The following is a 23,199-nucleotide window of genomic DNA, read 5'->3' as shown; positions in this document are numbered from 1 at the left end:
CGGGTGTGAAGGCACACCGCACGGCTCGCCTCGCGGGGCGCAACGCGCCGAAGAAGAGTCGAGGTCGTAACGTCCCGGCACAGAGTCCGACATAGGGCACAATCTGGTCATGGAGGAATTCGAGGACTTCACACAGGCCCAGAAGCTTCGCAACGTGCGGTACGACGTGCGCGGCCCCATCGCAGTAGAAGCCGCACGGCTCGAGCGAGCGGGACACCGGATCACCAAGCTGAACATCGGGAACATGGCGCCGTTCGGCTTCGACGCGCCGGACTCGATCCTGGTGGACATGATCAAGAACCTCCCCAGCTCCCAGGGCTATTCCGAATCCCAGGGCATCTACTCGGCCCGCACCGCGGTCGCCCAGTACTACCAGTCCCGCGGCATGCGCGAGGCCGAGGTCTCCGATGTGATCCTGGGCAACGGCGTCTCCGAGCTGATCACCATGGTGCTGCAGGCGCTGATCAACCCCGGCGACGAGGTGCTCATCCCCGCCCCGGACTACCCGCTGTGGACCGCGATCACCACCTTGTGCAGCGGGCGCGCCGTGCACTACATCTGTGACGAGGAGAACCAGTGGTGGCCGGACCCCGAAGAGGTCGAGTCCAAGGTCACCGACCGGACCAAGGCTCTGGTGCTGATCAACCCGAACAACCCCACCGGCGCGGTCTACCCGCGTGAGATCCTCGAGGCGATGGTCGACATCGCCCGCCGGCACAACCTGATCCTGCTCTCCGATGAGATCTACGAGAAGATCACCTTCGACGACGCCGAGATGATCAACGCCTGCACGCTCTCCGATGACGTCTTCACGATCACCTTCTCCGGACTCTCCAAGACCTGGCGCGTGGCGGGCTTCCGCTCCGGCTGGCTCTACATGTCGGGACCCAAGCACCGGGCCAAGAACTACATCGAGGGCCTGAACCTGATGTCGAACCTGCGGATGTGCCCCAACGTCCCCGCCCAGCACGCGATCCAGACCGCGCTCGGCGGCTACCAGTCCGTGGAGGAGTTCATCCGTCCCGGCGGCAGGCTCTATGAGCAGCGCAACATCGCCCACAAGCTCCTTGCCGAGATCGAAGGCGTGGACGTCCACCAGGCCGACGGCGCGCTCTACCTCTTCCCCCGGCTGGATCCGAAGATCTATCCGATCCAGAACGATGAGACCTTCGTGATGGAGCTGCTGCGTCAGCAGAAGATCCTGGTCTCCCACGGTCGGGCATTCAACTGGATCGATGACAACCACTTCCGGCTGGTGTCGCTGCCGCCGGTGGAGGAGCTTGAAGAGGCCATCGCCGGGATCGCGGACTTCCTCGCCTCCTACCGCGACGCGTTCGCCCGAGCCTGACCGCGGCGCGCGGGCTCAGGCTCCGCCCGCGCGGCACCGTGCGCCCGAAGAACGGCGCGCGGCACGCGCCGCGCCGGGACGGTGCGACGTTCAGCATGTGAAACGACAGGGGCTCTCACACCTCGGAAGGTGCAGGATAGGACAGTGCGTAACTCCAGGATGCAGGAATTCGAAGACTTCACCCAGTCGCCCAAGCTTCAGGACGTCCGGTACGACGTGCGCGGGCCGATCGCGCAGGAGGCCGCTCGGCTGGAGCGCGAAGGGCATGCGATCACGCGGCTGAACATCGGGAACCCGGCGCCCTTCGGCTTCGAGGCGCCGGACTCGATCCGGATGGCGATGATCAGCAACCTCCACGACGCCCAGGGCTACTCCGACTCCCAGGGCATCTATTCCGCCCGGATCGCCGTCGCCCAGTATTACCAGGCTCGCGGCATGACCGATGCGGACCCTGCGGACATCTATCTGGGCAACGGGGTCTCGGAACTGATCTCGATGGTGCTCCAGGCGCTGCTGGCGCCCGGTGACGAGGTGCTCATCCCCGCCCCGGACTATCCGCTCTGGACCGGCGCCACCACGCTGGCCGGCGGCAGGGCCGTGCATTACATCTGCGATGAGGACAACAGCTGGTGGCCGGACCCCGCCGAGATCGAGTCGAAGGTGACCGACCGGACCAAGGCCCTGGTGATCATCAACCCGAACAACCCCACCGGTGCGGTCTACCCGCGTGAGATCCTCGAGGCGATGGTCGACATCGCCCGGCGGCACAACCTGATGCTGCTCTCGGACGAGATCTACGAGAACATCACCTTCGACGATGCCGAGATGATCAACGCCTGCACGCTCTCGGATGACGTCTTCACGATCACCTTCTCCGGACTCTCCAAGACGTGGCGCGTGGCGGGCTTCCGCTCCGGGTGGATCTTCGTCTCCGGGCCGACCCACCGGGCGAAGAACTACATGGAAGGGCTGACCCTCCTGATGAACATGCGCATGTGCGCCAACGTTCCCGCCCAGCATGCGATCCAGGCGGCGCTGGGCGGACACCAGTCCATCCAGGACCTGATCGATCCGGGCGGGCGGCTCTTCGAACAGCGCGAGACCGCGTATCGGCTGCTCCGCGAGATCGAAGGCGTCCAGGTGCACCAGGCCGACGGCGCGCTCTACCTGTTCCCGCGGCTGGATCCGGAGATCTATCCCATCGAGAACGACGAGAAGTTCGTCATCGAGCTGCTGCGGCAGCAGAAGATCCTGGTCTCCCACGGCCGGGCGTTCAACTGGATCGATGACAACCACTTCCGGCTGGTCACTCTGCCCGGGGTGGAAGACCTCGAGCACGCGATCGCCGGGATCGCAGAGTTCCTCGCGGACTACCGGGACGCCGCGGCCCGCGCCTGAGCCTGGTTCCTGTTTCCGCCTCGCTCAAGCGAAGCGTTGAGTTGGATTACGTCGCTGTGGTCTGGAACACTCTGGCCCCATGGCCACCGACAAGGAGACGACCGAGCGCACGCAGCTGCTGAGCCGACGACGAGTAGGGCTGGTGCTGGGCCCGGTGCTCTTCGCCGTGTTCTACTTCATCCCGGCGATCACCGGTCTCGACGACGCGCCTCGAGCGGTGCTCGCGGTGACCCTGTGGGTCGCCGCCTGGTGGATCACCGAGGCGCTGCCGATTCCCGCGACGTCGCTGCTTCCGCTGTTTCTGCTGCCGCTCACGGGTGGAACAGATGAAGAGACCGCCGCGATGGCGTATGCGAATCCGATCGTCTTCATGTACATGGGTGGTTTCACGATCGCCCTCGCGATCCAGAAGTGGAACCTGCACAAACGCATCGCCATGACCATCATCCGCATGGTCGGGACCCAGGGCAACCGGCTGATGCTGGGCGTGATTTTGGCAACCGCCGGACTCTCGATGTGGATCTCGAACGCGGCCACGGCTCTGATGATGCTGCCCATCGGCCTGGCGCTGATCGAAGAGGTCAAGGAGAAGCAGTTCTTCGACGAGGAGGGACTCAAGAAGTTCGCCAAGGGACTGCTCCTGGCCATTGCCTACGCCGCCTCCATCGGCGGACTGGCGACGCTGATCGGCTCGGTGCCCAACGCGGTGTTCGCCGCCCAAGCGTCGCTGCACTTCGACATCACCGTCAGCTTCGCGCAGTGGTTCGTCTTCGCCGCCCCGCTGACTGCCATCCTGCTGGTGCTGCTGTACTTCTACCTCTCCAAGGTCCAGTTCCGACTGGTCTCCCAGGCCGAGATCTCACCAGACTTCGCTCATGATCAGCTGCGCGAGCTCGGCTCCATGTCCTACGAGGAGAAGACGGTCCTGGCCATCTTTGGTTTCGTCGGCGCCATGTGGATGACCATCGGGTTCCTACCCGAGGAATGGGGAATTCCGCTCACAGACACGACGGTCTCCATGATCGGTGCCACCGCGATGTTCCTGCTGCGCGCCCGAGCGACTGATGAGGACGGCAAGCGAGGCGGCATCCTGGTGTGGAAGGACATGCAGGCACTGCCCTGGGGGATCCTGCTGCTCTTCGGCGGGGGACTCTCGCTCGCGGCGGCCTTCGACGACTCCGACCTCACCCCGTGGTTCGGCGAGATACTCGGCGGACTAGAGGTGCTGCCCTACGTCATCATCATCGTCGTGCTCGGAGCCATCGTACTGTTCATGACCGAGGTGATGTCGAACACCGCGGTGTCCAACATGCTCATCCCGGTCAGCGTGGGGCTCGCCCTGGGCATGGGAGTGGACCCCTTCGCGATCATGGCGCTGGTCGCGCTGACCTCAAGCTGCGCATTCATGCTGCCGATCTCCACTCCGCCGAACGCGGCAGTGTTCTCCTCCGACTACCTGGAGATGGACGACATGGTGAAGGCCGGCTTCTGGATGAACATCATCGCGCTGAGCCTGATCTCGGTCTTCATCCTGCTCTGGCAGCCGGTCGTCCTCGCCAGCGGGGTATGACGCCCCTGCCGGCCTAGCGGTCCTCGGTCAGCTCCACGCGGACCTCCTCGAGGCGGGTCCGCGCGCCGTCGAGCCACCGCTCGCAGCGGTCGGCGAGGGCCTCGCCGCGCTGCCAGAGGGCCAGTGACTCCTCCAGCGGGGCGCCGCCGGTCTCGAGCTTGGTCACCACCGAGATCAGTTCCTCGCGGGCCCGCTCGTAGCTCATGGTCTCGATGTCCTCGGTCTGCGCGGTGCTGAACTCGGTGGACGTCGCGGTCTGGGTCTGGGTGGCGCTGGCGTCTTCGCTCATGGCGCTGCCTCTCGGTTCGGGGTCTGTGCGGTCTGTGGTGTCTCGAGCGCCGTGGCAGCCTGCTCGGCAGGGGCGGCCCGGCGGTCCTTGGGGTAGATCTCTTCGGCGCGGGCGGTGAGCTCGCCGGAGGCGACCATGATGCTCAGCTGGTCCCCGGGGGAGACGGTGGCGGCATCGCGCAGCACCTCCCAGCCCACATCGGCCTGGGTCTGCACCACCGCGTATCCGCGATCGAGGGTGGACTGGGGGGAGAGCGACCGGACCCGGGCCCGCGTCTGCGCGACCCAGTCGGTGCCGCGGCGCACCGCGGTCTCCATCCCGAAGAGCGAGCGACGCCGCAGCATCAGCAGCTCCTGGGCGCGTCCGGTGATCATGTCCTGAGGCTGGGCGAGCACCGGCCGGGAACGCAGCGCGGTCAGCCATTCGGTCTCCCGGCCGATGAGCCGTTCGACGCCGGCGGACATGCGTTCCCGCGCGTGGGTGAGCTGGTCGCGCTCCTGGGCCTCGTCGACCACCAGCAGCTTCGCGGCACCGGTGGGGGTGGATGCGCGCATGTCCGCGACCTCGTCGAGCAGCGGGCGGTCCGCCTCATGCCCGATCGCCGAGACCACCGGGGTGTGCGCGGCCGCGACGGCGCGGATCAGCCGTTCATCGGAGAACGGCAGCACGACCTCCTCCAGGGCGCCGCCGCCGCGCGCGATCACGATGACCTCCACGTCCGCATCCGCGTCGAGCTGCGCCAGCGCCGCGGCGACCTCCTGGGGCGCACTGGGCCCCTGGGTCGCGACCTCACGGATCTCGAACTGGGCGGCGGCCCAGCGGGCGTGGGTGTTGCGCAGGATGTCCTTCTTGGCGTCCGAGTTCCGACCGGTGATCAGTCCGATCCGCAACGGCAGCACCGGCAGCGGCTTCTTCCGGTCGACCCGGAACAGACCCTCTGCGGCCAGACGCTGCTTGAGCTGCTCGATCCGGGCCAGCAGGTCCCCGAGTCCCACGGGCTTCATCTGCTGGGCCACCAGGGACAGCCGGCCGGACTTCTCGTAGAGGTTCGGCTTCACCAGGGCGACCACGCGGGATCCGGGCTGGACGGTGCCGTTGAGGCTGCCGGCCACCGCGCGCCAGGCCACCGTGGAGAAGGACACCTCCTGCTCCAGATCCCGAAGCGTCATCCAGGCATTGCCGTTGCGCAGATTGAACTCCACCAGCTGGCCCTCCACCCAGGTGGGCGGTGCGGCTTCGATATGGGCCTTGAGCTTGCCGGAGTACGTGCTCAGCGGCCACGGGGTCTCCGCCGAAGTGTCCTGCGCCTGTGCCGGCTCGCTCATGTCCTGCCTTCGATCATCGACGGTCTCCCCGGAAGGTTCGCTATGGTGCTTACAGCCTATGCCACCCCCTTGACCTGGTTGAAGGAGTTATCCACATGCGCCAGGTGCTCAGCGTGATCTCGCTGCTGCTCGCCGCCGTGCTCGCCGCGACGGCGCTGGCAGGGTTCCAGATCAACCAGCTGCTGCGGGAGCAGGAGCCCATCGCGCAGATCGCCGGCGACCTTCCTCAGCAGGAGGGGTTCAGCGAGCTTGTGACCGAGACGTTGATGACCGAGCTGGAGTCTGAGCTTCCCGGAGGCCTCACGAACCTGCTCGGCGACGCGGCAGACTCCACGGTCGACTCCATCGTCGCCTCGATGCTGGAGAACGAGGGAGTGGACGCAGCCTGGGACGAGACCCTGCAGGGAACCCGGGCCGACTACACCGCGCAGCTCGAGACCCTGTTCGAGCAGGGGACCACCGGTGACGCCAGCGACCTGGACCTCCCGGTGGACCTGAGCCCCATGTCGGAGGCGATGACCGAGCCGCTGCGTGAGGGTCTGGACTCCGCCCTGGGCTGGCTGCCCTTCGTGGACACCTCCAGCTTCGAGTTCCTCGCCCCTGAGCTGGTGGTGGACATCGAAGCCACCCTCGGCGAGGGCGCAGACCCCTATACCTGGGCGCTGCTGGCGGAGGTCAGCAGACACTGGCTGGTGCTCGCCGTCTCCGCCGGAGTGCTGGCCGCACTGGGACTGCTCCTGGGCCCGGGTCGGAGCCGGTGGGTGGCGCTGACCCTCGGCGGCCTGCTCGCGGTGGGTCTGGGGCTACTGGGAGTCTTCGCGATCTCCGCTCCAGAGTTCGGCGCGGTGGCCGGTGAGGCCAACGCGGCCCTCGCGAACCATGTCCAGTCCCGGTTCACCGAATGGGCCCAGCCGGCCTGGTGGATCTTCACCGCAGCGGCGGGCGCCGCCGTCGTCGTGGGGCTGCTGGGCAGCGTGGCAGCCCGAAGCAGCCGACGGGGGAGCCGGCGCCGCGATCTCGACCGGTGAACCCAGCGTCAACCGGGGACACGGTGTGACGGCCCCAGGCGCCCGCCGGTAGACTCAGGCGCATGACTTCCACTGCCACCGCCCCCGACGCTCCGGCCCGGCGACAGCACATCGCTGTCCCCATGCCGATGGTGCCCCGCCGGCGCCGCAGCCCCGAGGAAGTGGCCGCCGAGTCCACCTTCACCGGTCCGCGCAAGGTGCTGCTCGCGGCACCCCGCGGCTACTGTGCCGGGGTGGACCGGGCCGTGATCGCCGTGGAGAAGGCCCTGGAGACCTACGGAGCGCCGATCTACGTCCGCAAGGAGATCGTGCACAACCGCCACGTGGTCGAGACGCTGCAGGAGAAGGGCGTGATCTTCGTGGAAGAGGCCGATGAGGTGCCCGAGGGTGCCATGCTCGTCTTCTCCGCCCACGGGGTCTCTCCGGCCGTCAAGGATCTGGCAGAGAGCCGGAACCTGCAGACCATCGACGCGACCTGCCCGCTGGTCACCAAGGTCCACCGCGAAGCCGTGCGCTTCGCGCGGGACGACTACGAGATCCTGCTGATCGGCCACGAAGGCCACGAAGAGGTCGAGGGCACCTACGGCGAGGCTCCGCAGAACACCACGATCGTCAACGGACCCTGGGAGGTCGACGATCTCGAGGTGCGCAACCCGGATCAGCTGATCTGGCTCTCGCAGACCACCCTTTCGGTGGACGAGACCATGGAGACCGTTCAGAAGCTGCGTGAGCGCTTCCCCAAGCTGCAGGATCCGCCCTCGGACGACATCTGCTACGCCACCTCCAACCGGCAGGCCGCGATCAAGAAGGTCGCCCCCCAGTCTGATCTGGTGATCGTGGTCGGCTCCGAGAACTCCTCGAACTCCGTTCGGCTCAAAGAGGTCGCCAAGGAGTACGGTGCGGCCCGCGCCGAGCGCGTGGACTACGCCAACCAGGTCGACGAGGCCTGGTTCCAGGACGCGGCCACCATCGGGGTCACCTCCGGCGCCTCCGTGCCCGAGGTCCTGGTCGATGACGTCCTGCGGCTGCTCGCCGAGTACGGCTACGGTCAGGTCGAGGAAGTCGTCACCGCGCAGGAGGACATCGTGTTCTCGCTGCCCAAGGAGATCCGCAAGGCGCTCACCCAGGCAGGACACGACGACGTCGGCCGCGGCGGCCGCAAGTCCAGCCCCTGCTCGACCTCCTGAGCCCCTGGTCCAGAGTCCAGGGCCCGACATCTGTGCGCGAGGGTGGCGTGACGTCGGCATGACCTGGGCTGACATACGATGAGTTCATGACGGTGCTGGGCATGACTGCGGTGATCGCGGCCGCGGTGTTGATCGGCACCATCCTCCAACGGGTCTCCGGGACCGGCGTCGGCCTGGTGGTCGCCCCGGTGCTCTCGATCCTGCTCGGTCCGGCCTTCGGCGTGCTGATCACCAATATGACCACGTTCGTCTCCGGCGGCCTGATCATGATCGCGGTCTGGGCACATATCAATTGGCGACGCTTCTGGCTGATCATGCCTGCCTCGGTGGTGGGCGCGATCCCCGGAGCCTGGGTGGTCGGGCAGCTCAGCGCCGGTTGGCTCTCGATCATCGTCGGCGGCATCGTGGTCTTCGCGCTGCTGGTGACCTTCGCGCTGCCGACGCTGCCGCATCTTCCCGGCCGCGGGGCAGGACTCTTCGCCGGACTGCTGGGTGGGTTCTTCAACACCACCTCCGGAGTCGCAGGACCGGTCCTGGTCATCTACTCCCGGATCTCGCGCTGGGAGCATCGCAGCTTTGCCGCGACCCTGCAGCCGATCTTCATGACCATGGGTGCGGTCTCGGTGATCACCAAGCTGCTGATGGGCTCGGTCGAGGTCAACGGACAGGCGGGTCCGCCGCTGGGCTGGCTCTTCCCGGTGATCGTGCTGACCGTCATCGTCGGGATCCTGCTCGGCACCCAGCTCGCGAAACGCGTGTCCATCCCCACTGCCAGGACCGTGGCCATGACGCTGGCCGGACTCGGCGGAGCCGGCGCGATCGTCCGCGGCACCCTGGACGTGCTGGCGTGACCGCGCAGAGCGCGCACAGCCGCCGCCTGCTGATCGCGCTGTTCTTCATCGGGGTGGCGACCTTCGCCCAGCTCTATTCGCCGCAGGGCCTGCTGCCGCTGATCGCCGCCGAGCAGGACGTCTCCGCGGACCGGGCCGCGCTGATGATCTCCACCGCCACCCTCGGACTCGCGCTCGGCGTCATCCCCTGGTCCTATATCGGCGACGCCCACGGTCGGAAGAAGGCCATGATCTGGGCGATCAGCCTCGCCTGCCTCTTCGGGATCCTGGCGGTGCTCATGCCCGCCCTGTTCGTCAGCCAGGGCTTCGAGCTCGCCCTGCTGATGCGCTTCATCGAGGGATTCATGCTCGGGGGGGTCCCGGCCCTGGCCGTGGCCTACCTCAACGAGGAGGTCAGCCCGAAGATCGCAGTGGCTGCGGCGGGCACCTACATCTCCGGCACCTCGCTGGGCGGACTGACCGGGCGCATCGTGGCCGCCCCGGTGGGGGAGCAGCTGGGCTGGAAGATCGGCATGCTCACCGTGACGCTCATCGCGGTGGCCTGCGTCCTGGTGTTCCTGCGCCTGGCGCCGACCGCGCAGAACTTCACCCCGCGGCGCGTCCGGGTGCGCGAGATCGTGCCGGCGCTGACCGGGAACCTGCGCTCGCCCACGCTCTGGACCCTCTACCTGCAGGGATTCCTCACCATGGGCGGCTTCGTGGCCATGTACAACTTCCTGGGCTTCCACCTCTCCGCGCCGCCGTATTCGATCCCGCTCTGGATCGCATCCTTCGTCTTCCTCGCCTATCTCGCCGGGACCTGGTCCTCGCCGCGCGCCGGACGCCTGGCGGCACGCTACTCGCGAAAGCCGGTGCTGCTCGCTGGAAACCTGATCATGATCCTCGGCGTCGGACTGACCTTGGTGCCGCATCTTGCCGTGATCATCGTGGGCACCGTGGTGCTCACCGCGGGGTTCTTCGCCGCCCACGCGGTGGCCTCGGGCTGGGTCGGCGCGGCCGCGACCGCCGGCCGTGCTCAGTCAGCGTCGCTGTACAACCTGGGATACTACGGCGGCTCCTCGATCTTCGGCTATCTGGGCGGGACCGCGCTGCACGTGGCTGGCTGGTCGGGGACGGTGCTGATGGTGCTCGGGCTCGCAGGACTCGCGACGGTGCTGGCCGCCGTCGTGCTGCCCAAGGATTGACCGCCCCGACCAGACCAGACCAGACCGGGCCGACCAGAGCAGGCCCGGTCGAGCTGACCAGGCCGGGCCGAAGCAGCCGCATCACCCGACGGACCTGCCCAGCGGGGACGTCGCCGTCTCGGTTCAAAGTGGCAACTTCTGCAGGGGCCCCGTAGACTCTGTGAGCCCTATCACGAGATGGCGCACCACCCAATACCGAACCAGCAGGAGTACCGGCAATGACGACGCCTCCGCGTTCCCGTGTTTCAGGTGACCACCTGAAGAAGTACGACCCTAGAACACAGTCCGAGGCGGAAGGCGAAGAGCTCTCGGTCGGCGCCCGCGCCGAGGGCCTGGACCGGACCGCGCTGATGCGCCGGATGATCGGCCTGGTCGGCGGCGTGGTTCTCGCGCTCCTGGTCTACCTGGTCATGCCCGGCGACATGGAGGTCTGGCCCCGGCTGACCGCCGCCACCGCCGTGCTGATGGCCGTCTGGTGGATGACCGAGGCGATCCCGATCCCGGCGACCGCGCTGCTGCCGCTGATCATCTTCCCGCTGCTGGTCCCCGCGGGGGACTTCGGCAGCGCCGAAGAGGCCGTGGGCGGAGTCTCGGTCGATGACGTGGGCGCCAGCTACGGCAACAACATCATCTTCCTGTTCATGGGCGGCTTCATGCTGGCCCTGGCGATGCAGCGCTGGAACCTGCACCGCCGGATCGCGCTGATGACCCTGCGCGCCATGGGCTCCAAGCCGGTGAACCTGATCGCCGGCTTCATGATCGCCACCGGATTCCTCTCGATGTGGGTCTCCAACACCGCCACCGCGGTGATGATGCTCCCCATCGGCGTCTCGGTGCTGATGCTGGTCAGCAAGATCATGAAGGGTGAAGACCCCGCGACGGCCACGGAGGCCGGCGAGAACGAGACCAACTCGGCGCTGAAGTCCAACTTCGGCACCGCCCTGATGCTCGGCATCGCCTACGCCGCGTCGATCGGCTCGCTGGGCACCATCATCGGCACCCCGCCGAATGCGCTGCTGGTGGGTCACATGGCGGAGACCCATGACCTGACCATCGGCTTCGGCCAGTGGATGCTCGTCGGCGTGCCGATCTCGATCATCATGCTGGTCATCGCCTGGGTCCTGCTGACCCGCGTGCTGTTCAAGCCCGAGATCGATGACATCCCCGGCGGCGGCGACCTGATCCGGGGCGAGCTGCGCAAGCTCGGCCCGATGTCCTCCGCAGAGACCCGGGTGCTGATCATCTTCGTGCTCGCCGCGCTCTCCTGGGTCTTCATCCCGCTGGTCTCCACCAACCTGCTCGGCATGGAGGACCCGTTCATCTCCGATGCCGGCATCGCCATGGTCGTGGGCCTGCTGCTCTTCCTGCTGCCCGGCGGTGCCGCCAAGGGCGTGCGCCTGCTGGACTGGGAATACGCCGCGAAGCTGCCCTGGGGCGTGCTGCTGCTCTTCGGCGGCGGTCTGGCCCTCTCGGCGCAGTTCAGCTCCTCGGGTCTGTCCACCTGGCTCGGCACGCAGGTCGAAGGACTGGCTGGCATCCCGGTCTGGGTGCTGGTGCTGGTCGCCACGCTCGGCATCCTGCTGCTCACCGAGATGACCTCGAACACCGCGACGGCGGCCACCTTCCTCCCGGTGGCCTCCGGCGTCGCGATGGGCACCGGCATCGATCCGCTGATCCTCGCCGCACCGGTGGCGCTGGCTGCGACCTGCGCCTTCATGCTGCCGGTGGCCACCCCGCCGAACGCGATCGCCTACGGCTCGGGCTACGTCACCATCGGGCAGATGATCAAGGGCGGCATCTGGCTCAACGTGGCCGGCGTCGTGTGCATCACCGCGGTGTCGATGACCATCCTGGTCTGGGTCTTCGGCCTGACCCTGTAACACCGAGAAGCTCGACCTGCCTGCCCCGCCCGGGCGGGAACGTCAGGGGCAGTGAACCGCAGCGTCAGCGCGGATCACTGCCCCTGACTGCGTTCGGCCTCCAGCCGGGGGCCGAGCGGATTGACCTCGGTGCTCACCGTGGTGACGCTCAGCGTCTCACCGAGATCCTCCAGCAGCCCTTCGGTGGAGGTGGCCGTGGGCTCACCGACCTCCAGCCGGCTCATCGCCTCCACCTTGGGCAGCACCTGACGTTCGATGTTGCCGATCAACCCGTTGTACGCCGTCACCGCCTGCCGCAGCCGGTCTCCGGTGCGCGCGAGGTGCTCGCTCATCTTGGCCAGCCGACGGTAGAGGTCCCGGGAATGGTCCACGACCTCGCGGATGTTCTGCGCCAGTCGCTCCTGCCGCCAGGCCGCAGAGACCGCCTTCAGCGAGGCCAGCAGCGAGGCGGGAGAGACCAGGGTGACGCCCTTGGACAGTGCGTCATCCAGCAGCATCGGGTCCGCTTCCATCGCCGCCGAGAGCAGCGACTCGGCGGGGACGAAGCAGAAGACCACATCCGGGGAGAGGTCCACCGCCTCCCAGTAGCGCTTCTTCGCGAGCTCATCGACCCGGGAGCGCAGCGCCTTGGCCTGGGCCGACGGGTCAGTCGGGTTCAGCGGCGCCTTCGCGTCGAGGACCAGCTGGCGGCCTCCCGGCAGGTGCACCACCATGTCCGGGATCAGCAGCTGCCCGTCGGTGCCGCGACCGCTGTACTGCTCGGTGAAGTCGACATGGGGCAGCATGCCGGCAGACTCCACCACCCGGCGCAGCTGCACCTCGCCCCAGTGTCCGCGCGCCGAGGTCGAGTGCAGACTCCCGAGCAGCGCCTGGGTGGATTCGATGATCCGGGCGTCGGTCTCTGCGGCGGAGGTCAGCTGCTGCGAGAGCCGGGAGTGCTGCGCGGCCCGCTCGGTCTCCAGCTCCTGGACCCGGCGGTGCATCTCGGTGACGCCCTGGCGCACCGGGTGCAGCATCTCCACCAGCGTCTCGCGCTCCCGGGCTGCCTCGGAGTCCTCCTCCCGACGGCGCTCCAGCTCCCAGAGCCGTCCCTGCGCCAGGCTGAGCTCCTGCTGCGAGGCGGCGAGCTGGCCCTGGGCGTCAGCGAGCTCAGCCCGTACGTGGTGCAGCTGGTCACGCAGCGCGGCGGGGTCCTCGGTGCCGCGGCGCAGCAGATAGAGCACCAGCCAGCAGCCCAGGACGCCGAGGACAACACCGAGCAGGACGGCGGCGAAGAAGTACAGAGTGGTCATGCCACCCAGCATGCCACCGGGCAGGGACATGGACGCTGACCTCAGGGGCGACATCCGCACCGGCGAGCCCGCTGACATAGGGTTGCAGCAGAGAACTCGCGCCGGCAAGGCGCTTCCCGCCCGAACCAGAGGAGCCCCGATGATCCGAATTCTGCTAGTCCGCCATGGAGAGACCGAGTGGAACAAGACCCACCGCCTCCAGGGACATTCGGACATCTCGCTCGCCGAGTCCGGGAAGCTGCAGGCGCGGACCACCGGTGCCTTCGTCCGCGCGCAGAACCCGGCGCAGGCTCATGTCTCCAGCCTGGTGCGGACCCAGCAGACCTTCGCCGAGTTCGGCCTGGACCTTCAGCCCAAGATCTGGGACGAGCTGCGCGAGCAGAATCTGGGTGAGTGGGAGGGCGCCTTCGCGGCGGAGATCCGTGACGCCGAGCCGGAGAACTTCGAGGGCTGGCGGGCCGGGAGCTACACCCCGGCCGGGGGAGAGGCGCACCCGGATCTGCAGGCCCGGATGACGCGCGCCTTCAGTGACATCGTGCGTTCGACCGCGGAGATCGCTCCCACCGCCTCAGCCGACCTCAGCTTCGAGGTGCGCACCGCCGTCGTCGTCTGCCACGGCGCTGCGCTGCGGGTGCTCTTCGAGGGGCTCGGACTGCTGGATCGGCGCCAGTTCATCCCGTTGACCCCGGCCGCGGTCACCGTGCTCGACATCCCGCTGACCTCGGGTTCGGTCTCCTCCTCGCTGCCGAACGCCGGGCTGGACGAGGAGCACGACGACGACGCCGAGGCCCGCGCGATCCGTGAGCTCACCGATGCACAGATCGCCGCTCACGCGCGGCTGCGCCTGATCAACCTGTCCCCTGAGCTGTTGAACCCGGAGCTGAGCACTCCCGCCATCTGAGCAGCGGCTCCATCTGAACAGCAGCCCCGGATACACATCGAGTGGGCGATTCAAGGGACTGTCCCGACCTCTCAGGCCGAGAATCTCCCTCAAATCGCCCACTCGATGTGGGGCGCCCGGCGGAACCCGGGCTCGCGCGCGGAACCTAGGCGTTGGCCGCCTTGATCAGGTCCGCGCAGCGCTCACCGATCATCATGGTGGTGATGTTCGGGTTCACCGTGGTCAGCTCCGGCATGACCGAGGCGTCGGCCACACGCAGCCCGTGGACGCCCTTGACCCGCAGCTGCGAGTCCACCGGTGACATCGCGTCGTCGTCGGCGCCCATCCGCACGGATCCGGCCGGGTGATAGACCGTGTTGTGCGTGCGGGAGACGTAGTCCGCCAGCTCCTCGTCGGTCTGGGTGTCAGCACCGGGGAAGAGCTCCTGGCCGGCCCAGTCCGCCATGGCGGGCTGCGCGGCGATCTTCCGGGCCAGCTTGATGCCTTCCACGGCCACGCGCATGTCGTGGCCCTCCGGGTCGGTGAAGTAGCGCGGATCCACCTTGGGCTTGTCCCGGTAGTCCTTGGAGCGCAGCCGCACCGTCCCGCGCGACTTCGCGTGCGTGACGTTGGGGGTCAGGCAGAAGGTGTTGTCCGCGGTGGGGTAGCCCTGCCGCAGGGTGTGCATGTCGAAGGGCACCGAGCCGTAGTGCATCATCAGGTCCGGCCGGTCCAGGCCCTCGCGGGTGGCCGAGAAGATCCCGATCTCCCACCACTGGTAGGAGTCCTTCACCATGGGCTGCTTGGCCTCCCAGGCGATGACCGCCTCGGGGTGGTCCTGCAGGTGCTCGCCCACGCCGGGGGAGTCCACGCGGGCCTCGATGCCGAACTCGGCCAGGTGCTGCGCCGGTCCGATCCCGGAGAGCATCAGCAGCTTCGGGGAGTCGATCGCGCCCGCGGAGAGCACGATCTCCTTGGTGGCGCTGATCCGGTGCGCCCGGCCGAACGGGTTGTTGACCGCGTCCACGCCGACCGCGCGGTCGCCCTCGAAGATGATCTCGCGGACCCAGGTGTCGGTGAGGATGCTCAGGTTCGGGCGCTGAAGGATCGGGTGCAGATAGGAGACCGACGACGACGACCGGGTCCCGTCCTCCTTCCGGTTGACCTGGAAGAAGTTCGCGCCCTTGAGCACGGTCTCCCCGGTGTTGAAGGCCACCCGCGGGATGCCCTGTTCCTCACAGGCGTCCAGCAGGGCGACGCCGCAGGGGTCCTTCGGCGGGATCGTCATCAGGTTGACGGGTCCGCTGCGACCGTGGTGATCGCCGGGGGCGTCGTTGGTCTCCAGCCGCTGGAACAGCGGGTAGGTGGACTCCGCGTTCCAGCCGGTGGCGCCCTTCGCCTCCCATTCGTCCATGTCCTCACGCAGCGCCCAGAAGGCGATGCAGGAGTTGTGCGAGGAGCAGCCGCCGAGCACCTTGGCGCGGGCGTGGCGCATGAAGGAGTTGCCGTTCTCCTGCTCCTCGATGGGGTAGTCCCAGTCGAAGCCGGACTCCAGCAGCTCCATCCAGCGGTTGAGCTGCAGGATCTCGGGCTTGTCCGCATCGGTGGGACCTGCCTCCAGCAGGGCCACCGTGACGTTGGGGTCCTCGGACAGGCGGGCGGCGACGGCGGCGCCGCCTGATCCGCCGCCGATCACGACGTAGTCGAAAGTGGTGTTCTCCACGGGTCTCCTCATTTCTCCGGCATGCTGAACCAGCCGGTGACGGCGGGCTCGGTGTTCTCGTAGATGTGCTTGGCCTCGCGGTACTCATCCAGCCCCATGTGACCCAGCTCGCGGCCGACGCCGGACTGCTTGAACCCGCCCCACTCCGCCTGCGGCAGGTAGGGGTGGTAGTCGTTGATCCAGATGGTGCCGTGGCGCAGCCGGGAGGAGACCCGGTGCGCGGTGCCCCGGTCCGAGGTCCAGACCGCTCCGGCCAGGCCGTAGATGGTGTCGTTCGCGGTCTCGATGGCCTCGGCCTCGGTGGTGAAGGTCTCCACGGTGATGACCGGGCCGAAGCCCTCCTCTTCGACCACGGACATGCCGCGCTTGACGTCGTCGAGCACGGTGGGGGCGTAGAAGTACCCGTTGCGGTGCTTCTCGCCGCCGAAGTGGTGCCCGGTGCGCAGGGTGGCGCCCTCCTCGATGCCGCGCTGGGTGTAGTCGTACACCTTCTGACGGTGCTCGGCCGAGATCAGCGGTCCGGTCTCGGCGGTCTCCTCGAAGGGTCCGCCCATCCGGATGTGCTCCGCGCGGCGGACCAGCTCGGTGACGAACTTCTCCTTGATCGACTCCTCGATGATCAGCCGGGTGCCTGCGGAGCAGACCAGCCCGGAGTCCACGAAGCCGGCGTTGAGCGCGTTGTCCACCGCGGCGTTGAAATCGGCGTCGGCGAAGACCACGTTCGGGTTCTTGCCGCCGAGCTCCAGAGCGACCTTCTTGACGGTCTCTGCGGCGGTGGCGCCGATCTTGCGCCCGGTGACCACGCCACCGGTGAAGGAGACCATGTCCACATCCGGGTGGGAGGACAGCGGCGCGCCCGCGGTGGCGCCGGCGCCGGTGATCAGGTTCGCGACGCCGGCGGGCAGGCCCAGGGAGTCATAGACGTCCATGATCAGCATGCCGGTGTGCGGGGTCAGCTCCGCGGGCTTGAGGATGAAGCTGTTGCCCGCGGCCAGGGCAGGGGCCATCTTCCAGGCCGCCTGCAGCAGCGGGTAGTTCCACGGGGTGATCATCCCGACGACGCCCACGGGCTCGTAGACCACGCGGGAGAGGACCGTGGGGTCCCCGGCGTCGACCAGGCGCCCGGACTCGGCGTCGGCGAGCTTCCCGAAGTGCCGGTAGCAGGCGATGATGTCGTCCATGTCGATCTGCGCCTCGACGAACCGCTTGCCGGTGTCCAGCGCCTCGGCCCGAGCGAACTCGTCCTTGCGCGCCTCGATCGCATCGGCGACGGCCAGCACGAAGGCTCCACGCTCAGCGGCCGGCGTGTCGGCCCAGACGTGGGAGTCGAAGGCCTTGCGGGCGGCGGCGATCGCGGCGAGGGTGTCGGCCTCGCCGGCTTCGGAGACCAGTCCCACTTCGGAGCCGTCTGCGGGACAGTGGATGGTGCGCGTCTCGCCGGACTGGGCGGGAACCCATTTCCCGTCGATGAACAGCGTGGAGATCGGTTCTGCTGTGCTCATTTATGCTCCTGCGCTTCCGTTGGTGCGGTCATGGTCCCAGTCGTCTGGGATGTTGCTGCCGGTGTGCAGCGATGAGGACTGTCCGCCTTCTTCACTCATGGTGAGGAAGGCCAGGTGTCGCTCATAGGCGTCCAGGACGTCGGCGATGACCTGGTCTCGGGTGTAGCCCATGAGGTCGTGGCCCTCCGAACCGGTGGCGGAGAACGTCTCCACACGGTAGTAGGTCTCCTCGGTGGGGCGCATGCTGCGCGCGAAGCTCGGGACCGAGTACGCGATCGGGTAGACCTGATATTTGAACTCGGTCTGCTCACCGAAGTAGACGTGCAGATCGATGTGCGGGATCTGGGTGTCGGGCACCAGGCCGCGCTCGCAGCTGATCTCGGCACCCTGATCACGCAGCTCCGAGGCCACGTCCTCCACCGCGGGGGCCGCCACCGTGTTGATGAACTCGGTGGCCTGCTTCGCGGTGGGGAAGTGCATGCCCCGGGCCAGGCGACGGCGCCAGCTCAGCCCGCCCCGATCGCCGGAGTCCTGGCTGCGCTCGGAGACCATCCAGGGCAGGGTGGCCTCGCGGGACTCGCGGTTGTAGCGCTCCATCTGCAGCGCCCGCCAGATGCCCATCATCAGCACATACATCACCACCGAGAACGGCAGTCCGATGATCACCGTGGCCATCTGCAGCGTGTAGACCCCGTCGAGCATCAGCACCGCCAGGGTCAGGGCGCCGGTGGCCAGGGCCCAGAACACGCGGAGCCAGGGGGCGCCGTCGTCGGAGTGGCTCAGCGGCTTGGAGGTGAAGTTCGCCATCACCAGGGCGCCGGAGTCGGCGGAGGTGATGTAGAACAGCAGGCCGGTGATCACCGAGAGCCCGATGGTGAAGGTCGCGCCCGGGTACTGCTCCAGGAGCAGGTAGTAGCTGGACTCGGGGTTCTCCACAGCGGCGGTGATGAATTCGGTGTTGCCGCTGAGGAACTCCCAGATCGCGCCGTTGCCGAAGATCGAGATCCACAGCAGGATGAAGCCGAACGGGATGATCAGGGTGCCGATGACGAACTGGCGCAGCGTCCGGCCGCGAGAGATCCGGGCCAGGAACAGTCCGACGAACGGCGCCCAGGCGATCCACCAGGCCCAGAAGAACAGCGTCCACCACTCCAGCCACTGACCCTCGGGCGGGTCATAGGCGAAGGTGTCCAGCAGCATCGAGGGGAAGTAGGCGGCGAAGTCGCCGGCGTTCTTGACCAGCGCGTTGAGCAGGTAGGTGGTCTCACCGGCGATGAGCACGTAGAGCATCAGCACGACGGCGAAGACCACGTTGAGCTCGGAGAGACGACGAATCCCTTTGTCCACGCCGGAGACGGAGGAGGCGATCACGACGATCACGGCCAGCACGATCAGCCCGATCTGCGCGCCGGTGCCCTGTTCGATCCCGAAGAGCCATTCCAGGCCGTAGTTGAGGAAGACCACGCCGATGCCGAGGCTGGTGGCGATGCCGAAGATGGTGCCGATCACTGCGGCGATCTCGATGCCGTCGCCGGTGACACCCTGGGCGCGCTTGCCGATGATCGGGTAGAGCGCGCTGCGGATGCTCAGCGGCAGGTGGTAGCGGTAGGCGAAGAGGCCGAAGGCCATGCCCATCAGGGCGTACATCGCCCAGCCGGGGATCCCGTAGTGGAAGAGGGTCCACAGCACGGCCATCTCGGTGGCGGCGGAGGAGCCGGCCTCCACGCCGGGGGCGGTGGTGAGGTTCGTGGCGGGTCCGGAGATCGCGAAGAACATCAGGTCCACACCGATGCCCGCGGCGAAGAGCATCGCGGTCCAGGTGAAGAGGTTGTACTTCGGGGTGGAGTGGTCTGGTCCGATCTTGGTCCGGCCCACTCGGGAGAAGGCGACGATGAGGACGAAGACCACCACGATGCCGGCGGTGAGGATGTAGTACCAGCCGAGGTTCGCGCCGATCCAGAGGAAGACCGATTCCAGCGTGGTGTAGGCGGTGTCCGGTGCGAGCCAGGCCCACAGGGTGAAGGCGATGATGATCGCCGCGGAGCCGATGAAGACCGGCAGATTCACTTTCGAGCGTGCAGGAGTACCTGACGAGCCGTCCCCCTGGACATCGCTCGGGACGTCACTGGGGACGTCTTGCGTGGCCGATGCCATGAAATTATGTTCCTTCCGGTGCTGAATGAATGCGCTTGTGTATCAATAGGTTCGAGTGGTGGAGCCTCAGGCATCTTAGACGCGGGTCGGCCGCATCCGGGATACGAAGGTGCGGTAGATGTGAGCCAGATCTCCTGAAACCGGCGGAGATTCGGTCCACATAGTGAACGGATGGCCAGTCTATGTGCGCCGTTGAAGAGCGTGAAGGGGCGGGGAGTCCCGTGAAGTCGCGGGAGGGGAGCTCTGGACGGTAGGTTAGGTGACCGTGGCTTTGACTATCGGAATCGTAGGACTACCCAATGTGGGCAAGTCGACCCTGTTCAACGCGCTGACTCGTCAGTCGATCCTGGCGGCGAACTACCCGTTCGCCACCATCGAGCCGAATGTGGGCATCGTGAACCTGCCCGACCAGCGGCTGGCGGCACTGGCCGAGATCTTCGGTTCGCAGAAGATCCTTCCTGCGACGGTGTCCTTCGTCGACATCGCCGGGATCGTCAAGGGCGCCTCCGAGGGTGAAGGGCTGGGCAACCAGTTCCTGGCCACCATCCGTGAGGCCCACGCCATCGCCCAGGTGGTCCGCGTGTTCGAGGACGAGAACGTCATCCACGTGGACGGCAAGGTTGATCCGACCTCCGATATGGAGACGATCAACACCGAACTGATCCTGGCGGATCTCCAGACCATGGAGAACGCGATCCCGAAGCTGGAGAAGCAGGTCAAGGGGCGCAAGGCCGAGCAGGCCACCCTGGACGCGTACCTGGTGGCGCAGAAGACGCTGGAGCGCGGGGACACGATCTTCGGCTCCGTCACCAAGGACAAGCTGGACATGGAGCACCTGGCGCAGCTGAACCTGCTCACCGCCAAGCCCTTCATCTACGTGTTCAACGCCGATGAGGGCGTGCTGAACTCGCCCGAGAAGCAGGCCGAGCTGGCAGCGCTGGTCGCCCCGGCCGACGCCGTGTTCCTCGACGCCAAGCTCGAGGCCGACCTCGTGGAGCTCTCCGAGGAGGAGGCCCGCGAGATGCTCGAGCTCAACGGCCAGGAGGAGTCCGGCATGGACCAGCTGGCCCGCGTCGGCTTCGCCACGCTCGGACTGCAGACCTACCTGACCGCCGGACCCAAAGAGACCCGCGCCTGGACCGTCAACAAGGGGGCGACGGCGCCCGAGGCGGCCGGCGTCATCCACACCGACTTCCAGCGCGGCTTCATCAAGGCCGAGATCGTGTCCTTCGACGACCTGGTGGCGGCCGGATCCATGGCTGACGCGAAGTCTGCCGGCAAGGTGCGGATAGAGGGCAAGGAATACATCATGAAGGACGGCGACGTGGTGGAGTTCCGCTTCAACGTGTAGTCGGCGCCCCTGACCACACCACGACCAGTCCCTCACGTCCGGCGTCAGGTCAGAGACGTGACCTCATAGGTCTGGCCCGCCTCGCGCAGCCGCTCAACCAGAACGTCACCGAGGGCGGTCGCCGGGGTCAGTGATCCTGTGGCGGGCGGCAGACGGTCGGCGTCGAGGGCGAGTGAGAGCACTGTCTCTCCGGCCATCACGGCGGTGGCGGCGTATCCCGGATCGCCGGGCCCGGCTGCGATGGCACGATAGCGCCGGCCGCTCTCCGTGGAAGCAGTCACCTGGGAATGGAACCAGCCTGAGCGCCGCGCGGCCTCGCTCGGTCCGGCACCGGGCGACGGAAGGACACGGTCCAGTAGTCTCCTCGTGACAGGGAGCGCCAGTGCGGCTCCGGACAGCCGAAGGCCAAGCGCCGTCGCGCCGGCGGTGACGGCGCCGACTGGACCTCGCCCCATACCCATCAGTTCGCCGTATCGCAGGGACCTGCCGTAGGCCCACCCCTGCAGGGCATTGCTGCGACGTACGATCCGCGTATTCACCGACGCCATGATGAAGGGCGCGGCCCACTTGCCGTCATCCGAACGGCCGACCCACCCCAGATCCGGCGGCTGCCGGGTCACGGGCTCCGCCGTCCGGTCTGGACTGAGCGAGTAGGGGTCGCGCGCAAGCGATCGCAGCACAGGGTCCGTCCGGATGCCGTCGAGCTGCCCACGCATGGACTCGATGGTGCCGCCGCTGACACCGCCCTTCGCCCTGGCAACGAGCTGCACCTCGGTCAGTCCGCCCGCGCCGTCAGCCTGCGCGGCCTGGTGCAGGAGGAGCACCGCGAGGTCCGACGGGACGGAGTCGTAGCCGCACGCGTGGACGATCCGTGCACCTGTGGCCCTCGCAAGGGCATCCCAACGGTCGACAGCTTCACGGACGAAGGACACCTCTCCCGTCAGGTCCCCGTAATGGGTGCCGGCGCGGGCACACGCCTCGACAACCGAGAGCCCATACTTCGCGTAGGGACCCACCGTGGTGAACAGAACTCTGGTTCCGGCGGCCATTGCCGCGAGCGAGTCAGGGCGCCCGATATCGGCCTCAATGATGGCCCAGTCATGAGCGGCGACGGGCAGTCTGGACCGTACGGCTTCGAGCTTCACCCTCGACCTCCCCGCGAGTCCCACTCGCAGGTCCGGTGGAGCGTGGTGCGCGAGGTACCCAGCGATGAGTTCCCCGACAAATCCGGTCGCACCGAAGAGGACGAGGTCGTGGTTGCGCGTTGGAGCCTCCATGCCGGCAGTCTTCCACAGCGGACCGGCACCGGGGAGTGCATTCCTCTGTGGAAGCCACGCCCGCCGTGCCCGGGCGGCAGTGCCCGAAGCAGTCCGTCCATCGTCATCATGGCGCCGCCCATCACGGCCGGCAGTCCGCCGCCCGGATGCACCGAGGCGCCGACCCGCCACAGCCATGGCCGCCTCAGGCTATGGTGAGCTGGACGGTGCAGGGGACCGCTCATCGCCAGGGGGCGGACAGCTCCATACAGGGCACCTCCGAAACCGCCGGCGAGACTGAAATAATGCGGATCCAGGATGGTGCACTCCTCGACGGACGTCTCGAAGCGTCCGGGCAGCCCAGCCGTGTCCCAGACGCGGCGAAGTTCTCGGTCCACGAAGGGATCATCGAGACCATAGCGCCGTCCATTCGAGGGCGCTGTGAGCAGCACGGCCAGGGTATCCGCGGGATTGGGGCCCGAGTCAGCGGCAGGATAGTAGTTGAGAAACGCCATGGTCTGGGCCGGCTCAGTTGAGTCCCGCATAGTGGTGTAACCCATGGTGGCCACGCCTGTCGTTACCGACATAGATGCGGCCACCGTGTGATCCTTCGAGAAAAACTCTCACATCCCACTCGAAAGGCATCATCACGATGACCGCACCTCACATTATCGACCCTGCCGGCCTGCTCGCTGAAGCCCTCACCGACGCATCCCCGGATCTGATGCGCAACCTCTTGCAGACGGTGATCAACACGCTGCTTTCGGCAGACGCTGACGCCGTCATCGGAGCCGAATGGGGCAAGCCCAGCCCCGACCGGGCCACTCAGCGCAACGGCTACCGCCACCGGGACCTCGACACCCGCCTGGGCACCGTCGATGTGCAGGTCCCGAAGCTGCGCTCAGGCACTTACTTCCCAGAATGGCTGCTCGAACGTCGCAAACGAGCCGAATCAGCACTGATCACAGTCGTGGCTGACTG

18 protein-coding genes are annotated in these 23,199 nt (G+C 67.3%); 11 read left to right on the top strand and 7 right to left on the bottom strand.

Annotation, left to right across the window (positions count from 1 at the left end; translation table 11 throughout):
- Positions 1–109 precede the first annotated feature (109 nt).
- The 3 genes from BCL67_RS13075 to BCL67_RS13065 all read left to right on the top strand — a co-directional run bounded on the left by BCL67_RS13075 (position 110) and on the right by BCL67_RS13065 (position 4,316).
- Positions 110–1,348, top strand: coding sequence for a pyridoxal phosphate-dependent aminotransferase (locus tag BCL67_RS13075; protein WP_106123871.1), 1,239 nt, complete (start codon positions 110–112; stop codon positions 1,346–1,348).
- Positions 1,349–1,507: 159 nt separating this feature from the next.
- Positions 1,508–2,746 (top strand): pyridoxal phosphate-dependent aminotransferase, encoded by a 1,239-nt coding sequence (locus tag BCL67_RS13070; protein WP_106123870.1) that lies wholly within the window; start codon positions 1,508–1,510, stop codon positions 2,744–2,746.
- A gap of 79 nt (positions 2,747–2,825) precedes the next feature.
- Complete coding sequence (locus tag BCL67_RS13065) at positions 2,826–4,316, top strand: SLC13 family permease (protein ID WP_106123869.1); 1,491 nt, start codon at positions 2,826–2,828, stop codon at positions 4,314–4,316.
- A gap of 13 nt (positions 4,317–4,329) precedes the next feature.
- Here BCL67_RS13065 and BCL67_RS13060 read toward each other — a convergent pair whose 3' ends face one another.
- On the bottom strand, positions 4,330–4,605 hold the full coding sequence (locus BCL67_RS13060; RefSeq protein WP_106123868.1) for an exodeoxyribonuclease VII small subunit: 276 nt from the start codon (positions 4,603–4,605) through the stop codon (positions 4,330–4,332).
- On the bottom strand, positions 4,602–5,930 hold the full coding sequence (gene xseA / locus BCL67_RS13055; protein WP_106123867.1) for an exodeoxyribonuclease VII large subunit: 1,329 nt from the start codon (positions 5,928–5,930) through the stop codon (positions 4,602–4,604). Before xseA ends, BCL67_RS13060 begins: the two co-directional genes overlap by 4 nt.
- Positions 5,931–6,025: 95 nt before the next feature.
- On the opposite strand from xseA, the gene BCL67_RS13050 reads away from it, so the two are divergent.
- From BCL67_RS13050 to BCL67_RS13030, 5 genes are all read left to right on the top strand, one after another.
- Complete coding sequence (locus tag BCL67_RS13050) at positions 6,026–6,958, top strand: hypothetical protein (protein WP_106123866.1); 933 nt, start codon at positions 6,026–6,028, stop codon at positions 6,956–6,958.
- Positions 6,959–7,020: 62 nt separating this feature from the next.
- A complete protein-coding gene (locus tag BCL67_RS13045) occupies positions 7,021–8,145 on the top strand; it encodes a 4-hydroxy-3-methylbut-2-enyl diphosphate reductase (RefSeq protein ID WP_258175066.1) in 1,125 nt (374 codons plus the stop codon).
- Between the two features lie 86 nt (positions 8,146–8,231).
- A complete protein-coding gene (locus BCL67_RS13040; RefSeq protein WP_106123865.1) occupies positions 8,232–8,996 on the top strand; it encodes a sulfite exporter TauE/SafE family protein in 765 nt (254 codons plus the stop codon).
- Positions 8,993–10,180, top strand: coding sequence for an MFS transporter (locus BCL67_RS13035; RefSeq protein WP_106123864.1), 1,188 nt, complete (start codon positions 8,993–8,995; stop codon positions 10,178–10,180). The genes BCL67_RS13040 and BCL67_RS13035 overlap by 4 nt, the downstream gene beginning before the upstream one ends.
- A gap of 218 nt (positions 10,181–10,398) precedes the next feature.
- On the top strand, positions 10,399–12,060 hold the full coding sequence (locus tag BCL67_RS13030; RefSeq protein ID WP_106123863.1) for an SLC13 family permease: 1,662 nt from the start codon (positions 10,399–10,401) through the stop codon (positions 12,058–12,060).
- A gap of 74 nt (positions 12,061–12,134) precedes the next feature.
- On the opposite strand, the gene rmuC is transcribed toward BCL67_RS13030, so the two are convergent.
- Positions 12,135–13,352 (bottom strand): DNA recombination protein RmuC, encoded by a 1,218-nt coding sequence (gene rmuC, locus BCL67_RS13025; RefSeq protein WP_181256017.1) that lies wholly within the window; start codon positions 13,350–13,352, stop codon positions 12,135–12,137.
- A gap of 139 nt (positions 13,353–13,491) precedes the next feature.
- On the opposite strand from rmuC, the gene BCL67_RS13020 reads away from it, so the two are divergent.
- A complete protein-coding gene (locus tag BCL67_RS13020; protein ID WP_181256016.1) occupies positions 13,492–14,253 on the top strand; it encodes a histidine phosphatase family protein in 762 nt (253 codons plus the stop codon).
- Positions 14,254–14,398: 145 nt separating this feature from the next.
- On the opposite strand, the gene BCL67_RS13015 is transcribed toward BCL67_RS13020, so the two are convergent.
- The 3 genes from BCL67_RS13015 to betT are packed head-to-tail and all read right to left on the bottom strand — an operon-like array spanning position 14,399 to position 19,611.
- Positions 14,399–15,967, bottom strand: coding sequence for a GMC family oxidoreductase (locus tag BCL67_RS13015; RefSeq protein ID WP_106123861.1), 1,569 nt, complete (start codon positions 15,965–15,967; stop codon positions 14,399–14,401).
- The gene (locus tag BCL67_RS13010; protein WP_106123860.1) at positions 15,964–17,457 is read right to left on the bottom strand and encodes an aldehyde dehydrogenase family protein; all 1,494 of its coding nucleotides are present in this window, start codon (positions 17,455–17,457) and stop codon (positions 15,964–15,966) included. Before BCL67_RS13010 ends, BCL67_RS13015 begins: the two co-directional genes overlap by 4 nt.
- Positions 17,458–19,611, bottom strand: coding sequence for a choline BCCT transporter BetT (gene betT / locus BCL67_RS13005; RefSeq protein ID WP_106123859.1), 2,154 nt, complete (start codon positions 19,609–19,611; stop codon positions 17,458–17,460).
- 265 nt (positions 19,612–19,876) lie between these two features.
- Between betT and ychF the strand changes: the two genes are divergently transcribed.
- A complete protein-coding gene (gene ychF, locus BCL67_RS13000) occupies positions 19,877–20,962 on the top strand; it encodes a redox-regulated ATPase YchF (protein WP_106123884.1) in 1,086 nt (361 codons plus the stop codon).
- 44 nt (positions 20,963–21,006) lie between these two features.
- Here the strand turns inward: ychF and BCL67_RS12995 are convergent, their stop codons facing one another.
- Positions 21,007–22,239, bottom strand: a complete 1,233-nt coding sequence (locus tag BCL67_RS12995) for a saccharopine dehydrogenase family protein (RefSeq protein ID WP_106123858.1) — start codon at positions 22,237–22,239, stop codon at positions 21,007–21,009.
- Between the two features lie 631 nt (positions 22,240–22,870).
- On the opposite strand from BCL67_RS12995, the gene BCL67_RS12985 reads away from it, so the two are divergent.
- Positions 22,871–23,199, top strand: a 329-nt coding sequence (locus BCL67_RS12985) for a transposase (protein ID WP_181256015.1), incomplete at its 3' end; no start/stop codon positions are given.

The organism is Nesterenkonia sandarakina, assembly GCF_003003175.1.
Taxonomy (GTDB): domain Bacteria; phylum Actinomycetota; class Actinomycetes; order Actinomycetales; family Micrococcaceae; genus Nesterenkonia; species Nesterenkonia sandarakina_A.
Note: the sequence above shows the minus strand (reverse complement) of the source record. Positions and strands in the feature narration are given on the sequence as shown.